The organism is Hymenobacter lapidiphilus, assembly GCF_003417065.2.
GTDB lineage: Bacteria > Bacteroidota > Bacteroidia > Cytophagales > Hymenobacteraceae > Hymenobacter.
This window is the reverse complement of the sequence record NZ_QVLT01000015.1, coordinates 90661-106316: the sequence shown is the minus strand read 5'-3', so window position 1 is coordinate 106316 and position 15656 is coordinate 90661. Positions and strand designations below refer to the sequence as shown.

Here is a 15656-nt window from a genome sequence, read left to right as displayed (position 1 = left end):
TCCTGACTACGTTGGATAGCGGCCCGTATTGCCGAAGTTGTGCGGGCGCTGCCGTGGAGTATTTGTCCCATAAGTGCGTGCGAAATTCCAGCCCGGAAAATACACCATCTCTCCCTGGGACTATACAGCTAGCCAACGATTTGTTTCTGCCGTTGCTGTGCCCTCTGCAGCACTAAGGTGGCCGCCAGCGATGGTCTTTTTGAATTTCACTTACACCCTCGCTGATTTCCCGATTTTTATGCTTCTGATTGTTCTGCCTGCCGTAGTCCCATAGTAGACCACGGCCTTGAATTTTGCCCTGTTGCCCGCCGGCATGATGGTGGCGGGGGCCTTGCTGGCGGCCTGGCGTACTCCGGGGCCGAAGCTGCGTAGCACCCTGCTGCATTTTGCTGCCGGGGTCGTTTTTGCGGTCGTGGCCGTGGACTTGCTGCCCGACATCATGAAGCGCCACGCGCCCATCGAAGTCGGCGTGGGCTCTTCCCTGGGCGTAGCCGTCATGTTTGGGCTGCGTTATTTCGGCGAATGGATGGAAAAAAAGCCCCTGGTGACGAATCTGCTGGCCCCATGCCCGCCGCAGTGCTGCCCTGGGGCCTGCTGGGTGCGGTAGCCATTGGTGTGATAATTGACGGGCTGCTAGTGGGTGTTGGCTTTACGGTCGGGGCCCGGGCCGGAGCCTTGCTGACGTTAGCCATTGCAATGGAAATGCTAACCCTGAGCCTGACCACAGCCGTTGAGCTGCGCCGTGGTGGCCAGAGCCGGACCAAAACGGTTGCCATTATGGGAGGCCTCGCGCTGATGCTGGTAGTGGCAGCTGTCGTCGGTCTTTTCGTGTTGCGTGGGGCGTCCGATAATCTCGTTGAAATCATGCTCTCATTTGGCATGATGGCCTAGCGGCCGTGAGCAATCGAATTTCCAGCGAGTCTAACTGCCTAACTCCATGAGCCTGAACACCGTTTTTGCGCCCTTTACCAGCCTGCGCAACCCTGTCTTTGCCCGCCTCTACGCGGCCCAGACCACCTCCCTGCTGGGCGATGCCCTCACTTAGGTGGGCCTGGCCCTGCTGGCCTTCGAGCTGGGCGGCAACGACTTGGCCCAAATCCTGGCCTTCGCCCTGACGCTGCGCGTGACGGCCTTCGTGCTGCTTTCGCCCCTGGCCGGGGTGCTGGCCGACCGCCTCAACCGCAAAACCATCCTCGTGGTGGCTAATGTGGTGCGCATGGGTGTCATTGCCCTGCTGCCCTTCGTGACGGAAGTGTGGCAGGTGTACACGCTCATGTTCGTGGTGAATGCCTTCACGGCTTTTTTCACCCCCACGTTCCAAGCCATCATTCCGGCCGTTACCACCGACGAGGAATTCCCGCAGGCCATCAGCCTCTCGGGGGCCACCTACGAGCTGCTGGGCGTGCTTGGGCCGGGGCTGGCGGGCGCGGTGGCCGTGGTGCTGGGCACGCGCAACATCTTTTTTCTCGACGCGGCTACTTTTCTGGTGTCGGGGATATTGATTCTGACCCTGCCCGCCCGGCTACGCGGCGAAGCGGAAGCGGGGGCCGACACGCGCATCACGGTACCCAACCTGCTGGTGGGCACCCGCCGGCTCTGGGGCCGTGGCCCCATGCGCTACGCCCTGCTGCCGAAGTTGGTGGCGGCCGTGAGCGGGGCGCTGATTCTGGTCAATACCGTGGGTCGGGTGAAGGGGCAACTGGGGCTGGGCAACGCCGAGTACGGCTGGGTGATGTCGGCCTTCGGCATTGGGGCCACGGCCGCGGCCCTGCTAGCCGGGGGGGTGGCCAAACGAATCGCCCAGACCACCTTTGTGCTTGTGGGGGCGCTGGTCACAACCGTGGCCGTACTGCCGGCCAACCAAGCGGGCCTGGGGGACCTGCTATTCCTGTGACTATTGGCCGGGGCAGGACAGAACTGGGTAAATCTGATCACCCAAACCATTATTGCCGGGCAGACTCCGCTGGAATTCCAGGTCCGGGTCTACGGGGCGCACTTTGCCTGGAGCCACCTGTGGTGGGCCTTTGCCTACCCACTGGCCGGTTTCCTGGGCACCCACTACCTGACCAGTTCGTTCCTGTGGGGCGGACTGGTGGCGCTGGCGCTGCTGGCCGGCACTTGGCTGCTGAGTTCGAAAAAAGCGGCGGGCGTCGCCGAGCAGATGCCGACTTGACGGAGACGGTAAACGTCCGTGCTTGTAGGAGTGCCGCTGGGGTGGCATTTACCATTTTGGTGGAGCGCGGCATATAAGCCGGGGCCAGTATATCGCTCACGTATTCTCCACATGACCTCATTTTACTGCCCACTTTAACGCCCCGACTTCATCGCCGAGCTATTTTTCATTGTATGCTTTCGTGAGTGTGGCAACAACCCGCCAGTTCGCTTATTTCAGGGAGATGGCCACCGTGGTAGTTGCCCCCTCCAACCGTTAACTTGCATTCCTCGAAGGCGGGAACTTTGAATCGCGGGTGGCCTACAACGGACAAGGCGAAGGGCTCGGTAAGGATGCCAGCAGGTTGCGGTCAACCAAGTCGTTCTCGTTTAGTGTAGTTGTGCAAAAGTGCCCGAGTAAAAAACCGGCATGCAGAGCGCGGCGAAGCATCTCGCTTGGGGCAGTAAATCAATTGTGCAATAACGCGAGCGAGATACTTCGCTGCGCTCTGCATGACGGTTATTTCTGCGCGACTGCTTGGGTCCTGGGTGGCGGCAATGGGTTCGACGGTGGGAGCGGGCGGCGGAACGGGCGCAGCAGATGCGGGCCGTGCGTGAGGTGGTGGAAGGCAGCGCGGGCGGGGTACTAATGGCCGGGCGTGGCAGGCTGCTTCGCGGGCAAGGTGCGGGGCGGGCAGGTGCAGCCGCTGCTGAAGTCGTTGGAGGAGCTGGTGCAGTTGCGCCACGTACCGGAAATGGATGCGTATGCTATTTAGAGCGGTTTCTGAATAGGTATGCTGCTCCTTTTTAGCCTGTTTGGATAGGCACAGAGTGGCCATAGCCGCCGAAACCATGAAAAAAGAATGGCTAGGTAAGAACCGGGGACCTGGGCAACGCGTGTGTACGGTTCCCCATTAAACCGTACCGGCTGTGAATATGAATCGCCTCTTTTGTTTGCCCTTTTTGTCCCTGCTCGTGCTCGTTTCCCTGTTGTCGGCCTGTAAGATGGACCACGACATGGACGGCATGAAGCACGACAGCCCATACATGAAAATCATGAACGACATGATGACCCAGATGGACGCGCAGGCCAAGACCCAGGACCCGGACCACGACTACGCCACCCAAATGGTGCTGCACCACGAGGCCGCCATCAAGATGGCCGAGGAGGAGCTGCGCACCGGCAGCAACCAGGAAATGAAAACCACGGCGCAGGACATCATCACCAAGCAGCGGGCCGAAATCGGGCAATTCAACGGCTTCACCAGCGGCCACCAGCCCATGCAGCCCCTGGTGCTGCAGTTCAATACCGTGCAAAAAACCAACATGGATAAGATGATGGCTGCCAGCGACGCAAGCGCCCTGACCGCCCGGGCCGACTATGACTTTGCCCAGCTCATGGTCGACCACCACCAAGCGACCACCACCAAGCGACCACCACCAAGCGGCCATCGACAACTCGGAAGCCCTGCTGCAGTGCGGCCGTAACGCCACCACCCGCGCCCTGGCCCAAAGCATCATCACCGACCAGCGCCAGAAAATTGCCGCGCTGCAGAACTGGCTCACGCGCAACCGCTAAGCGGAAGCGCCGATGCGTAAGAAGAAGGCAGCTCTTGTGGAGCTGCCTTTTTGCTTTACTGGGCGAACCACTGGGTGGGCCGCCCGGGCTAAGCGCAATTTTGCGGCCCGTTGTCATGAGCCCCTATGCTTCCTTTGCCTGTTTTCCGCCTCATCAGCTGTATCGCTGCCAGCCTCGTGCTGCTACTGGCCGGTTGCCGTTCCTCCGCTATAGTCCCCCGGTTTGCAGCTGCTACCTATTCCTGCCCTGCGCGGCCGGTACAGCACTTCGACACGGCGACGGCCCGCACTGCCCACGAATTGCCCACCACCTCGCGGAGGCGGGCAAAGGCGCAGGTGCGGCTCCGGACCGTAGACACGCTGAATTACAAGCCCTTGGTGAAAAAGGAGCAGGCGACTCAATTGGATAGAAGGTAGCCTAAAGCAGCGACTACCGATACCGCGAACAGCTCGGCCCAGCTGATGCCTCCGCGTGAGGTACACCAGCCTTCCGCTCCCAAATTATTAAGCGCCCAAAAGCTGGTGCATTATAGCCTGCACTTTGCGTTTCCGGCCGTATTGGCGCTGGTGTTTTTCCCCTTGATGTGGCAAACCGCCTACCTGATTATGTTGGTCACGATGCTCATTAATTTAGACCACCTGCTGGTGAGGTGGTCTAGCTAAGCCGCACAGAGTTGGGACGTGGCTTGGAATTGGGTTTCGAAGTGGTTGGGGGCGAGGTAGCCGAGGGCAGAATGTCGCCGCTCGGCGTTGTAATAGGCGATGTAATGACTGATTTCCAGGCGTGCTTCACTCAAATTGTGAAAGCTGCCGCCATTGAGCAACTCGGTTTTTAATCGGCTCCAAAACGATTCAGCATGGGCGTTATCGTAGCAGTTACCGCGCCGACTCATGTTCTGCAGGGCCTGGTGACGCGTCAGTAAGAGCTTAAAATTGGTCGCGGAGTACTGGCTGCCTTGGTCGGAATGTACTACGAGCCCAGCTACTGGCTGGCGCACGGCCAGGGCGCGGCGCAACGCTTCGCTGACCAAGTCTTCGGGCATGGACTCGCGCACGTCCCAGCCCACGATTTTGCGTGAGTAGCGGTCCAGCCACGTGGCTAGGTAGAGCCAGCCGCCGCCCTGTTTGGGCAGGTACGTGATATCGCCTACCCACACTTGGTTGGGCGCCGTGGGCGCGGGTTGGGCCAGCAAGCGATTCGGCGCGGCGCGCACGTTCGGGTCGGAGTCGGTGGTGCGCGGCACGAAGGAGCGCGGCTGTTGGGCCCGCAGGCCGGCAGCGGCCAACGCCCGGCGGATGCGCCAGCAGCCCACCAGGTAGCCTTGCGCGTGCAACTCGGCCCGCAGGCGACGGGTGCCGTAGCGCGCCGAATGCCACCTAAACTCCTTGCGCACCGCTACTTGCCAGGCGGGCTCAGGGGCCGGCACCTGGGCTCGCTGCCACGCGTAGTACGCGCTAGCCGACACGCGTAGCACCTGACAAAGTTGGCGCACGGGTACATGCGACCGGCGCTGGGCAATGTGGCGATAGGTACTCACCGGGTCGGCTGGCCAAAGATGACCAAGGCTTTTTTTTAAATCTCGAGCTCATGCTCGGCCCGCTTGAGCTGGGCGCGCAGCTGGCGCACTTCCGGGTCGCGGGCGACCTCGACGCTGCCTACCTCGGCCACAAGGCGGGCTTGTGGCCAGCGGTAGAGCAGCTTGGGACTGATGCCCAACTGCTGGGCGGCCGCCTGCGTGCTGCGGCTCTCGGAGGCTAGACGCAGGGCCTCCGCCTTGAAGGACTCATCGTATTTGCGCCGTTTATCCGGCGTGGACTTGCTGCTTTTTACGCTCATGACTCAGGAAATATACGTCCTGTTTCTGTGCGCCGAGACTAGACCACCTCAGAATGAATGACGAGCCCGACTGGGGACTGGCGCACGACCAAGGCCTGGCGCAGGGCCTCGCTGACCAAATCCTCGGGCATTGCCTCGCGCACGTCCCAGCCGACGATTTTGCGCGAGCAGCGGTTCAGCCACACCGCCAAGTAGAGCCAGCCGCCCCCTTGACGAGGCAGGTAGGTAATGTCGCCCACCCACACCCGGTGAGGGGCAGTGGGGGCCGGCTGACCGAGCAGGCGGTTGGGGGCGGCGCGCACAGCCAAGTCGTAATCGATAGTGCGGGGTACGAAGGAGCGCTGCTGCTGGGTCCGCAGGCCGCGGGCCACGGGTTGCTGCGCCAGCAGAGTTGCGGCAGCATCAAACGCGTGCAAGGCGGACTCGTCGGCGAGCGGGCTGCGCAGGCGGTGGTACAGGCACTGCTGGCCCACCCGGCTCACCGTGGCATCGAGCAGTTCAAAGAGCAGGTCGCCGTTCAGATCCTCCCAGGTTTGGTCAGGCAGGCGGTAGTACGCGGGCTCGTGCTGCACATGGTCGTAGTAGCGGGCCACCCAGGGAAAGTGGGAAGAGCGCGAAGCCGGCTGTTGCCAACTCGCCTCCAGGCGGCGTAAGCGCGTGCGGGAAGAAGTCCACATGAGAAGCAAGGGTAGCTACCAGGGCGTGGGCGGTGAGCTGGTGCCACTGATACTTATAAATAGCGCGAAAGGTAGCTAAGGGACACTTATCAAGGAAAGTACCACGCTGGGTACAACGTCTGGCCGGACCGAAAAATACCCCGATTCCAGGATGGGTCTGAGAAATTGTATTACGTTAAGCGATAATTCCCAGAAGAGGGCGGGTATATTGGTATTTCCCCATTGTCCCCAAAATTCTGTTTGCCCAGGCCCGGAAAGCACTTGGTTGCGAGTTTACGAAACTCATCCCCTTGGCGCGTTTCGTAAACGTTGATTCTTAGACGGGTTTCGTAAACTCGACCGGCTCTGCAATGGGCTATCAGCTCTTGGTGACGGGCAGTTGCGAGGAGTTTACCCAAAGGAGCGAATAATTGGTCCAAAGGGCACTAGGGCCGCAGATAAGCATAGAGGCGTAAGTTATCCGCTGATTCCTCCACCCTAAACTGACCAAGCTGCGCGAGTTGCTGCTGCAATTGCCCAAGGTCCTGCGGCTCCCCGCCCGCTGGAAAACGAGGAAAATCCACCCATTCGATTTCTTTGTACGCCACCCAGCCCCCCAACCGGGGCCGGCCGCTAACCATGCTTTCCATGGCGTTGGCGTAGTAGTCGAACGCGTAACTCGTATCCTCGTCGAACAGCAACGTTCTGTCAACGTTGGCCGCTTCCCAGATGAGCTTGACACGGCAGGCGTGGACAGACGGCCAAATCTGCACCAAGAGGCCCAAGAGCTTCACCCACTTCGCGTTGCTGAGCAGCGGTTGCAGCTGGTCCGAGTGAATAAGCTTGTCCAACGCTTCGTCATCGCGCCGAATGGTAAAGGGGCCGCTCATGGCAAGGGGTGAGTGTAACGGGTGCTCACAAAATTAGAAGGTCCGTTTAGGAAAACGGTCGTTTTTAAACTGATTACACTAGCGTAGCCAGGCTACACCGATTCGCCCGCGCTTTTGCGCATGCACACGCTGTTGGCTACCCCCGCGTACGGCCCGAAATTGGGGGTGCGCCGGTAGCCGCTGCTTTCGTAGAGCCGGATGGCCTCGGGCTGGTTTTGGCCGGTTTCGAGCACGTAGCCCGCGTACGCCAGCTCGCCCGCCCACTGCTCCAGCTCCATCAGTACCGCCCGCGCCGCGCCCAAGCCGCGAAACGCCGGCTGCACAAACACGCGCTTGATTTCCACTAAATCGGGCGCAAATTCCTTGAATGCCCCGCACGCCACCGGCTCGTTTTGCTGGTAGGCCACCACGGCGTGGCGCAGGTGGGCCATGGCGGCGTGGTTGAGCTGGGCGTAGAAAGCGTGTTCGGCACCGTCGCGTACGGCTAGGTCCGCATCGAGCAGCCCGACCAGCCGCAGGAAATCAGGGTTGTCGGAATCAGTACGGAGCAGGCGAAGCATCAGAAAAGCGCGTTACAGGGATTGTATCGAGGATAGAAAGGCTGGTCAGCGGCATGCCAGCGAGTTGGGAGGATGCTAGGCCCCCACAACGGCCCGTACCGCCTCCGCGCACCGTTCGCCGTCCATGGCGGCCGATACGATGCCGCCGGCGTAGCCCGCGCCTTCGCCGCACGGAAACAGGCCGCGCACCACCGGGTGCTCCAGCGTATCCCGGTCGCGGGGGATGCGGACGGGCGAGGAGGTGCGGCTTTCCACGCCTACAATCTGGGCCATGTTGGTGGCGTAGCCCGGGATTTTGCGCCCGAAGTTGGCGAAGCCCTGTCGCAACCGGTCAGCCAGGTTCGCGCCCAGCACCTCATCCATCGGCACCGACACGAGGCCGGGCTGATAGCTGGTTTCCAGCAGCTGGGCCGAGACTTTCTTCTTCAGAAAGTCACCCAGCAGCTGGGCCGGGGCGCGCTGGGAGTTGCCGGCCAGCTGGCAGGCGCGCTGCTCTAACTGCTGCTGCAGGTGCAGGCCGGCCAATGGGCCGTACTGGCGCACATCCATATCGCGCAGCTCGACGGCGGCCACGATGCCGGAGTTGGCGAAGCGCGAGTCGCGGCGGCTGGGGCTCATGCCGTTCACCACCACCTCGCCGGGGGCCGTGGCGGCGGGCACAATAAAGCCGCCCGGACACATGCAGAACGAAAACACGCCCCGCTGCTCGTTATCAACCTGGGTCTGGTGCACCAGCGCGTACGAAGCGGCCGGCAGCGGGCCACGGTCGGGGCGGCGGTATTGGGCCTGGTCGATGAGCTGCTGAGGGTGCTCGACGCGCACGCCCAGCGCGAAGGGCTTGGCCTCAATGAGCACGCCCCGGCGGTGCAGTAGCTCGTAAATGTCGCGGGCCGAGTGGCCGGTGGCCAGAATAACAGCGTCAGCCGTGAGTTCTTCGCCAGTGGCCGTTACCACGCCGCGCAGGCGGTTATCGGTGATGATGAGGTCATCGACCCGCGTTTCAAACAGCACCTGCCCGCCCGCTTCCCGCACCGAGTCGCGCAGGGCGGCCACCACGGCGGGCAGCTTGTTGGTACCGATATGGGGGTGGGCATCGATCAGAATATCGGGCGTAGCACCGTGCTGCACCAGCAGCCGCAGAATGCGCTGCACGTCGCCGCGCTTGGTGGCCCGGGTGTAGAGCTTGCCATCCGAATAGGTACCGGCCCCGCCCTCGCCGAAGCAATAGTTGCTGTCGGGGTTGACGAGGTGCTCCTTGTTGATGGCGGCCAGGTCGCGGCGGCGGGTGCGCACGTCCTTGCCGCGCTCCACCACAATCGGCCGGATGCCCAGCTCAATGGCCCGCAGCGCCGCGAACAGCCCCGCCGGCCCGGCGCCCACAATCAGCACCGTGCGTTGCGCCTGGCTCACGTTGGGGTAGCTGAACCAGGGACCGAACAACTCGGCGGGCGGACGCTGGCGGTAGATGTCGGCCCGCAGGCGCACCAGTGGCTGGCGGCCCCGGGCATCGACCGAGCGTTTGCGTAGGTGCACGAAATCGGCCTGGCCGGGGCGCAGGCCGGCGGCAGCCAGCAGGGCCTCGTAGCGGGCCAGCTCGTCGTAGGCCTGTTCGGGCGGCAGCAGCAGCTCAATTTCCTGAGCGGCGGAAGGAAGGGTAGAGGGCATAAGGCAGGGGAAAGGGAGTTATCCTTTTACGCCCGCAAAGATACGCGCCCGCGGCCGGCCTACGCTACCGGCTCGGGCTGCAATTCAGGCGGCAGAATAACTACCGGGCGCTTGTCCTCATCAATGGCCACGAAGGTAAAAAGGCCCGACACGGCCCGGTGACGGTCTTCGGAGTACATCTGCTCCACAAATAATTCCACCCGCACCTTCAGGCTGGTGCGGCCCACGTGCTCGACCCGGCCAATCAGCTCGACCAGCGTGCCGCCGGGAATGGGGTGGGTGAAATCGACTTTGTCGGAGGAAACCGTCACCATTTTCAGGCGCGAAAACCGCGTGGCCGTGATGAAGGCTACCTCGTCCATCATGTGCAGCGTGGTGCCCCCGAACAGGGTGTCGTAGTGGTTGGTGGTGTTGGGGAAAACCGCTTTAAAGATGCGGGTTTCGGCGCGGCTGATTTTTTCGGCTAGCGTCAGCATAAGCAGGAGGGGGAAGAAAGGGTGGTGCAAAAAGTCCTTCCCGGCCCGTTTTTCGGTGCGCGCCTGCTACCCGGTTTCCCTGCTGAATACTGCGTGGCCGGCCATGCCGGAGCCGGCGGAACGGCCGCCGGTTATGAACGAGCCGTTGGCCCGCCGCAGTTTTCAACAAGGCACCCAGGTCGCGGAGTCGCCTCATCATCATAAGCGGCGGGCAGGTCTCCTGACTCGGGCCTGCCTCCCCGCCCTTCTCGCCCGCCGAAACGAGCAATGGGCAACGTGGGGGAGGCGGTGGCGGCGCCGAAGCGGCCGGCCCTCACAGTAGCGCGTCTGTCCGGGAGTTGCACCCGGTTCCCTTTTAAGGCCCCGCCCGAAAGCGCGGCCACCAGCCACTTATCTGAGCTGATAAACAGACAAAGAAGGGGGCGAAGGTAGGCTGAAATCTGCTGGCCAATACCGGCCGGTAGTTGCCCCGAGCAACCAATCAATAAACTTAGGGTATACTTATTGCTGCAAAGAATATTGCCGGCCGCTGGTGCCGGCAATTTCGTGCTTCACCCGACCGCTCTCTTATGCCCGCCATCTGTACGCCTTCCGGGCGGATTTTTCTGGCTCCTTTGCTGCTCCCGCTGCTGGGACTCGCTTTTAACCTGACCTCCTGCTCGGAGCCGGACTCGCCGGCTACTGCCGAAAAAACTGACCGGCCCAGCCCCGCCGCCACCGTGTCGGCCACCGTGCCCAGTGGGGCCACGTTCACTATCCGCTACAGCCGCCCCTCGGCCCATGAGCGCAAAGTAATGGGTGGGCTGGTGCCCTACGGCCAGGTATGGCGCACGGGTGCCAACGAGGCCACCACCTTCACCGTCGATAAGGCCGTGCGGGTGCAGGGCCGTCCGCTGCCGGCCGGCAAGTACGCCCTGTTCACCATTCCGCAGGAGAAGGAGTGGACTGTTATCTTCAACAGCCAGCCCAACCAGTGGGGGGCCTACGAGTACGAAGCCACGCGCGACACGCTGCGCGTGCCCGCCCCGGCTTCGGCACTGAGCCAGCGCCTGGAGCAGTTCACCATCACGGCCAAAAACTCAGGCGAGGTGAGCCTGGGCTGGGAAAACACCCAAGCCACGTTTAAAGTAGAGTAGCTTCTGGGCTCCAGCTTGGTTAGCGGCAATTTTCCTTTTGCTGCTTTTTGAGTTCCTTTTCGTCGGTGGGCGCCAGGCCCCACTGCAGGGCTTGGCTGAAAGCGGCGCAGGCCCCGGTCTTGTCGTTTAAACGGAGCTTAAGCAGCCCAATAGACCGGTAGAACTGCCCCCGGTCGCGGGCGGGAGCCAGTTGCAGGCACTGCTCCGTATCGGCTATGGCGGCCGTGTAATTCCCGGCATCGGCATTGGCTACTGCCCGGTTGGCGTAGGCCCCGATGTAATGGGGATTGACGCTGATGGCGGCCGAATAATCCGCTACGGCGGCGGCGTAGCGCTGCTGCTTATAGCGCAGCCAGCCCCGATTGAGCCAGGAAACTGAATCTTGGGGATTAAGCTGCACGGCGCGGGCGAGGTAACGGGCGGCGCGGGCGGTGTCCTGCTCCATCAGCCAGAAGCCTAGGCGGCTATTTACCATCGGATTGTCAGGAGCCACGGTCAGGGCCTGCTCGGCGGTGGCCATGGCAGCCGGGTAGTTACCACGGCGGCGCTGATTGTAAGCCAGGCTGAGGTAGTAGCTCACTAAACCGGGCGTGCCGGGCGCATCGTAGCGCTGGCCTAGTAGCCGAAACCGCTCGGACTGCGCCGGCTGACCTTTTTGCTGCGCCCAGGCACTGAAACCGTAATACACCTCGGCCAGGGTAGAATCTAGCAGCCAAGCTTGGTTGAAGCGCTTGATGGCCGAAGGCTCGTGGCCCATTTGCAGATAGTGCCAGCCAAAGTTTACATATGACTGTGCGGCTGCGGTAACAGTCGGACTACGTTGCTCCACATCGGCCACAAAGGCTTGGTCGGCGGCCAGCTGTTTCAACGTCTTAGGTTGCCCCTCATACATAGGCAGTTCATTGATAGAGCCAAAGTCAAGTATGTCTGGAACCGGTGACTGGCCCTGTACGGCTCCGGCAGTCAGCAGGGTCAGCAATACCAAAAGCAGCTGAATACGCAGTGAGTTGAAAGTCCACATAGAGCTAGGAAATGCGTGGAATAAGTCCTGCGAAAGATAGCAGTATAACGGAGTCGCCACTGCATCCCTGCCGTATCCTCACTACTCGCCGCCCAGCACGCTTTCGACCCAGGCTTTGCCCCAGTCAGCCAGTTCCGTTTCGGTCCAGAGTTGGGGGTAGAAGATGCGGCGCTGGAACTTGGGAGGCAGGTACTGCTGCCAGTTGGTGCCGCCGGTGGCCGCAATAGCGTCGGGGTTGCGTTCGAGGTAGCGTACGGCCGATTTGTAGTGCATCAGGGGCCAGTTCACGTTCACGTTCACATCGAGCTGGCGCAATTGGCGCAACAGGCGCGGGTGCTGGCGGCCCTCCGGGCCTTCGGGCAGGCGCTGCACCACGGCCCAGAGGTTGCGCTGGGCGTACTGGCGGGCAAAGTCGCTGAGCTGGGCGGTGTACTTCTTCTCAAACTCGGTGAGGGTAAGCGCCTTGGCACCGGTTTCGACCACCGTAGCGCCCGATTTCCAGTAGATGCAGCCCAGCAGCTCGTCGTGGGCGGCGGCCTCGCCCAATAGGCGGCGGCGCTCCTCGGGCACGAGGTTGCTTAAGGCGGTGCTGGCCAGCTCAATCATGCGGTACTGTGCGCTCTGGAAGCCCGAGGCCGGCATCAGCGCCAGCCGGAACTCCAGAAACTGCTGCTTATCCATGCCATCGACCATCACGTCGAACGAGTCGATCAGGTTCTCGAAGTAGCGGTTGATGCGGCCCACGCGCAAAACCACCTCCTCAACGGTGGGCACCTGCAGGTTGCCGAGCTGCTCGTACTCGCAGAGGCAGAGCTTGAAATACAGCTCCGTAATCTGGTGGTAGATGATGAAAATCTGCTCGTCGGGAATGGCCGTGCGCGGGCGCTGCAGGCTCAGCAGGGTTTCGAGCTGAATGTAGTCCCAGTAGCCGAGGTAGCGGGTGTGGTAGTAGCCTTCGAGGTAGGCGGCCAGGTCCTGGTCGTCGGCGGCGTAGCGCTGCTGCAGGCGTTGCAGTTGCTCCAGCACGGCGGGCGGGAAGTCGGTAGGGGCGGGGGCAGGAGTTTCCATAGGCAGGCACAAAGGTAGGTCTTTGGGAGAAGCTAGAAGTTAGGAGCTAGTAGGCCCTTCAACCAACCTCTGGCTCCTAGCTTCTAACTCCTAGCTTCTAGCTACTTTTACCCCATGGCAGAGAAATCGAGCATTTTTGATATGATTGGGCCGGTGATGATCGGGCCCAGCTCTTCGCATACGGCGGGCGTAGTGCGCATTGCGCGGGCCGCCATCCGCATTCTGGGCAGCAGCCCCACGCACGCCGTCATCACGTTCTATAACTCGTTTGCCCGCACCTACGAGGGCCACGGCTCCGACCGCGCCATCGTGGCCGGGCTGCTGGGCATGAACACCGACGACGTGCGCATCCGTGAGGCCTTCGACCATGCCAAGGAAGCCGGGCTGAGCTACACGTTCCAGGGCGTGGGCAACGCCTCGACCATGCACCCCAACACCATCCGGCTGCAGCTGCGCGACGAGCGCACGGGCGGGGCCGTGGAGGTAGTGGGCCAGAGCCGGGGCGGCGGCGTCATCCGCATTGTGGAGGTCGACGGCTTCCCGGCCGACTTCTCGGCCTCGCTGCATACGCTCATCATCGATGCCGACGACGAAGTGGGCTCCATTGCCTTCATTGCTTCCGTCATCTCGCGCGACGACTGCAACATTGCCACCATGTCCGTCTCGCGGCGGGGCAAGCACGAAACGGCCCGCCAGTTCATCGAAATGGATTCCGACCTGCGCCCCAGCACCCTCGACTACCTGCGCCAGCTGCGCTGGGTACACCGCGTTATCGACATTCAGGCCCTCGATTAGGGGGTAAGCTGATAGCTTCTGTTCTTAGCTAACAATAGGGTATTGGCCGCCCGCTACGGGGTGTTGGTTGATTGTTTGGCTAGTATAGCGGGCAATCAATATCTTTGACCCAACGGCTTCGGGCCGCGCCTTTTGCCTTCTTCCTTCTATTATTGTTTGTACTTATGAAGCGTTACTACTGGTTGCTGCTGAGTGCCGCCGCTGTGGCCCCGCTGGCGGCCCAGGCCCAGACTACGCCGGTGCAGCCTCCGGCCGGTGCGCTGCAAGCCGCCTCGCCCACCGGGCCCTGGAGCCTGCCGGCCGCCGTGGAGTATGCCCTTGCCAACAACCTGAATGTGCGCCAGAGCCAGCTGCAGGCGCAGAACATCGACGTGGCCCTGCTGCAAAGCCGCGCCGCGCTGCTGCCCTCGGTCAACCTCAACGGCAGCCAGAACTGGAACTACGGCACCAGCATCAACCCGCTGACCAACGTGTTCCAGAACCAGACCACGCGCACCAACAACTTTTCGGCCGCCTCGCAGGTCACGCTCTTTTCGGGCTTCCAGCTGCGCAACACGGTTCGGCGCAACATCCTAGACTACGAGGCGGCGCTGAGCGACGTGGAAAAGGCCCGCAACGACTTGTCGCTCAACGTGGCTTCGGCGTATCTGCAGATGCTGCTGGCCCAGGAGCTGGTGCGCACCAACGAGGTGCGCGAGGCCAGCACCCAGCTGCAGGTCGATCAAAGCCGCAAGCTGCTGAAGGCCGGAGCGGTGGCCGAAAGCAACCTGCTCGACAGCCAGGCCCAGTTCGCGACCGACCAGTTCAACGTCATCACGGCCCAGAACCAGCTGGCCATTGCCAAAATCCAGCTGGCCCAGCTGCTCAACCTCAGCGAGGCCGCCAGTAACTCGCTCACCATTGAAACGCCCGAGCTGGCCGACCCCACCGAGCAGGCGTTGGCCGATGTGACGCCGGGTGAGGTGTTTGCGACGGCCCAGGCTCGCCAGCCCGAGATAAAGGCCGCCGACCTGCGCGTGCAAAGCAGCCTGCGCAACGTAGAGCTTGCCCGCGGGGCCTACTACCCGCGCCTGACGTTCGGAGCCAGCATCTTCACCGGCTACTCCTCGCTCTATACGCTGCCCACCACCCAGCTCGATTCGGCGCGGGCCATTTTCCCGATTTTCCCGATTGACCCCGTAACCGGCCAGCCTTCTAGCACGCCGGCCCCGTTTGTGGCCCTCACACCTTTCCAGCCGATATTTCGCCGCACCTCGGAAAACGTGTCGTTTGGTACCCAGCTGGATAATAACTTAGGTAAGTCGCTGCAATTCAACCTGCAGATTCCGATTCTTAATGGCCTGAACGCCCGCACCAACGTGCAGCGGGCCAAGGTTAACCAGCAGCTGGCCGAGGTGCGCTCCGAGCAGGCCCGGCTGGCCCTGCGCCAAACCATCGAGCAGTCGTACGCCGATGCGCTGGCTGCCCAGCGCCAGTACCTGGCCTCGCGCCGGCAGGTGGAAGCCCTCACGCTCTCGTACCGCAACGCCGAAATCCGCTTCAACAACGGCCTGCTCAACGGCACTGAGTTCAACATTGCCAAAAACAACCTCACGGCCGCCGAGTCGAGCATGATTCAGGCCAAGTACAGCTTCGTGTTCCGCCGTAAAGTCCTCGATTTCTACCAGGGCCGGCCGATTTCGTTGTAGGGCTTAGTAGGTCTGAGGGATTAGGTCTGAGGTTTTAAGATGACGTATTGTTAACGTGCTCTTATTATCGGAACTAGTTCCAGACCCTAAGTTCCTGAGCCCCTATCCCTAGTTCTAAGCCCTAAGCACCTACTT

At 61.9% G+C, this 15656-nt stretch carries 18 protein-coding genes, 1 pseudogene and 1 riboswitch; of the genes and pseudogenes, 10 read left to right on the top strand and 9 right to left on the bottom strand.

Annotated features, from left to right (window positions below; all coding sequences use genetic code 11):
* The first annotated feature begins 286 nt into the window (after positions 1 to 286).
* The 7 genes from D0N36_RS10915 to D0N36_RS20270 all read left to right on the top strand — a co-directional run bounded on the left by D0N36_RS10915 (position 287) and on the right by D0N36_RS20270 (position 4392).
* The gene (locus tag D0N36_RS10915; protein ID WP_116941425.1) at positions 287 to 607 is read left to right on the top strand and encodes a hypothetical protein; all 321 of its coding nucleotides are present in this window, start codon (positions 287 to 289) and stop codon (positions 605 to 607) included.
* Complete coding sequence (locus D0N36_RS10910) at positions 565 to 891, top strand: ZIP family metal transporter (RefSeq protein WP_116941424.1); 327 nt, start codon at positions 565 to 567, stop codon at positions 889 to 891. The genes D0N36_RS10915 and D0N36_RS10910 overlap by 43 nt, the downstream gene beginning before the upstream one ends.
* A 154-nt stretch (positions 892 to 1045) precedes the next feature.
* A complete protein-coding gene (locus D0N36_RS10905) occupies positions 1046 to 1894 on the top strand; it encodes an MFS transporter (RefSeq protein ID WP_242478878.1) in 849 nt (282 codons plus the stop codon).
* 3 nt (positions 1895 to 1897) lie between these two features.
* A complete protein-coding gene (locus D0N36_RS19620) occupies positions 1898 to 2173 on the top strand; it encodes a hypothetical protein (RefSeq protein WP_242478877.1) in 276 nt (91 codons plus the stop codon).
* 953 nt (positions 2174 to 3126) lie between these two features.
* Positions 3127 to 3639, top strand: a complete 513-nt coding sequence (locus D0N36_RS10900) for a DUF305 domain-containing protein (RefSeq protein WP_207190723.1) — start codon at positions 3127 to 3129, stop codon at positions 3637 to 3639.
* Positions 3602 to 3730, top strand: coding sequence for a DUF305 domain-containing protein (locus tag D0N36_RS19615; RefSeq protein WP_242478880.1), 129 nt, complete (start codon positions 3602 to 3604; stop codon positions 3728 to 3730). The genes D0N36_RS10900 and D0N36_RS19615 overlap by 38 nt, the downstream gene beginning before the upstream one ends.
* A 461-nt stretch (positions 3731 to 4191) precedes the next feature.
* Positions 4192 to 4392: a DUF6122 family protein gene (locus tag D0N36_RS20270; RefSeq protein ID WP_116941420.1), complete on the top strand. Its 201-nt coding sequence runs from the start codon at positions 4192 to 4194 to the stop codon at positions 4390 to 4392.
* Here the strand turns inward: D0N36_RS20270 and D0N36_RS10895 are convergent.
* From D0N36_RS10895 to D0N36_RS10865, 7 genes and pseudogenes are all read right to left on the bottom strand, one after another.
* Positions 4389 to 5291 (bottom strand): annotated as a pseudogene (locus D0N36_RS10895) (IS3 family transposase); the annotation flags it as partial. The gene D0N36_RS20270 and the pseudogene D0N36_RS10895 sit on opposite strands and share 4 nt — an antisense overlap.
* A gap of 11 nt (positions 5292 to 5302) precedes the next feature.
* Entirely contained in the window at positions 5303 to 5566 is a 264-nt protein-coding gene (locus D0N36_RS10890) for a transposase (protein WP_116941418.1), read from the bottom strand.
* Positions 5567 to 5604: 38 nt separating this feature from the next.
* Positions 5605 to 6243: a DDE-type integrase/transposase/recombinase gene (locus D0N36_RS10885; protein ID WP_116941417.1), complete on the bottom strand. Its 639-nt coding sequence runs from the start codon at positions 6241 to 6243 to the stop codon at positions 5605 to 5607.
* Positions 6244 to 6668: 425 nt separating this feature from the next.
* Entirely contained in the window at positions 6669 to 7112 is a 444-nt protein-coding gene (locus D0N36_RS10880) for a hypothetical protein (protein ID WP_116941416.1), read from the bottom strand.
* 92 nt (positions 7113 to 7204) lie between these two features.
* The gene (locus D0N36_RS10875; protein WP_116941415.1) at positions 7205 to 7672 is read right to left on the bottom strand and encodes a GNAT family N-acetyltransferase; all 468 of its coding nucleotides are present in this window, start codon (positions 7670 to 7672) and stop codon (positions 7205 to 7207) included.
* Positions 7673 to 7747: 75 nt separating this feature from the next.
* A complete protein-coding gene (locus D0N36_RS10870; protein ID WP_116941414.1) occupies positions 7748 to 9337 on the bottom strand; it encodes an NAD(P)/FAD-dependent oxidoreductase in 1590 nt (529 codons plus the stop codon).
* A 59-nt stretch (positions 9338 to 9396) separates the two neighbouring features.
* Entirely contained in the window at positions 9397 to 9813 is a 417-nt protein-coding gene (locus tag D0N36_RS10865) for an acyl-CoA thioesterase (RefSeq protein WP_116941413.1), read from the bottom strand.
* Positions 9814 to 10006: 193 nt separating this feature from the next.
* Positions 10007 to 10215, bottom strand: a riboswitch (cobalamin riboswitch).
* Positions 10216 to 10382: 167 nt separating this feature from the next.
* On the opposite strand from D0N36_RS10865, the gene D0N36_RS10860 reads away from it, so the two are divergent.
* On the top strand, positions 10383 to 10949 hold the full coding sequence (locus D0N36_RS10860) for a DUF2911 domain-containing protein (protein WP_116941412.1): 567 nt from the start codon (positions 10383 to 10385) through the stop codon (positions 10947 to 10949).
* Positions 10950 to 10968: 19 nt separating this feature from the next.
* Here the strand turns inward: D0N36_RS10860 and D0N36_RS10855 are convergent, their stop codons facing one another.
* Both D0N36_RS10855 and D0N36_RS10850 read right to left on the bottom strand, forming a co-directional pair.
* Positions 10969 to 11817 (bottom strand): tetratricopeptide repeat protein, encoded by an 849-nt coding sequence (locus D0N36_RS10855; RefSeq protein WP_190242627.1) that lies wholly within the window; start codon positions 11815 to 11817, stop codon positions 10969 to 10971.
* Between the two features lie 234 nt (positions 11818 to 12051).
* Positions 12052 to 13038, bottom strand: a complete 987-nt coding sequence (locus D0N36_RS10850) for a tryptophan 2,3-dioxygenase family protein (protein ID WP_116941410.1) — start codon at positions 13036 to 13038, stop codon at positions 12052 to 12054.
* Between the two features lie 114 nt (positions 13039 to 13152).
* Between D0N36_RS10850 and sdaAB the strand changes: the two genes are divergently transcribed.
* Positions 13153 to 13833, top strand: coding sequence for an L-serine ammonia-lyase, iron-sulfur-dependent subunit beta (gene sdaAB, locus D0N36_RS10845; protein ID WP_116941409.1), 681 nt, complete (start codon positions 13153 to 13155; stop codon positions 13831 to 13833).
* Between the two features lie 164 nt (positions 13834 to 13997).
* On the top strand, positions 13998 to 15521 hold the full coding sequence (locus tag D0N36_RS10840; protein ID WP_116941408.1) for a TolC family protein: 1524 nt from the start codon (positions 13998 to 14000) through the stop codon (positions 15519 to 15521).
* Positions 15522 to 15656: the final 135 nt, after the last annotated feature.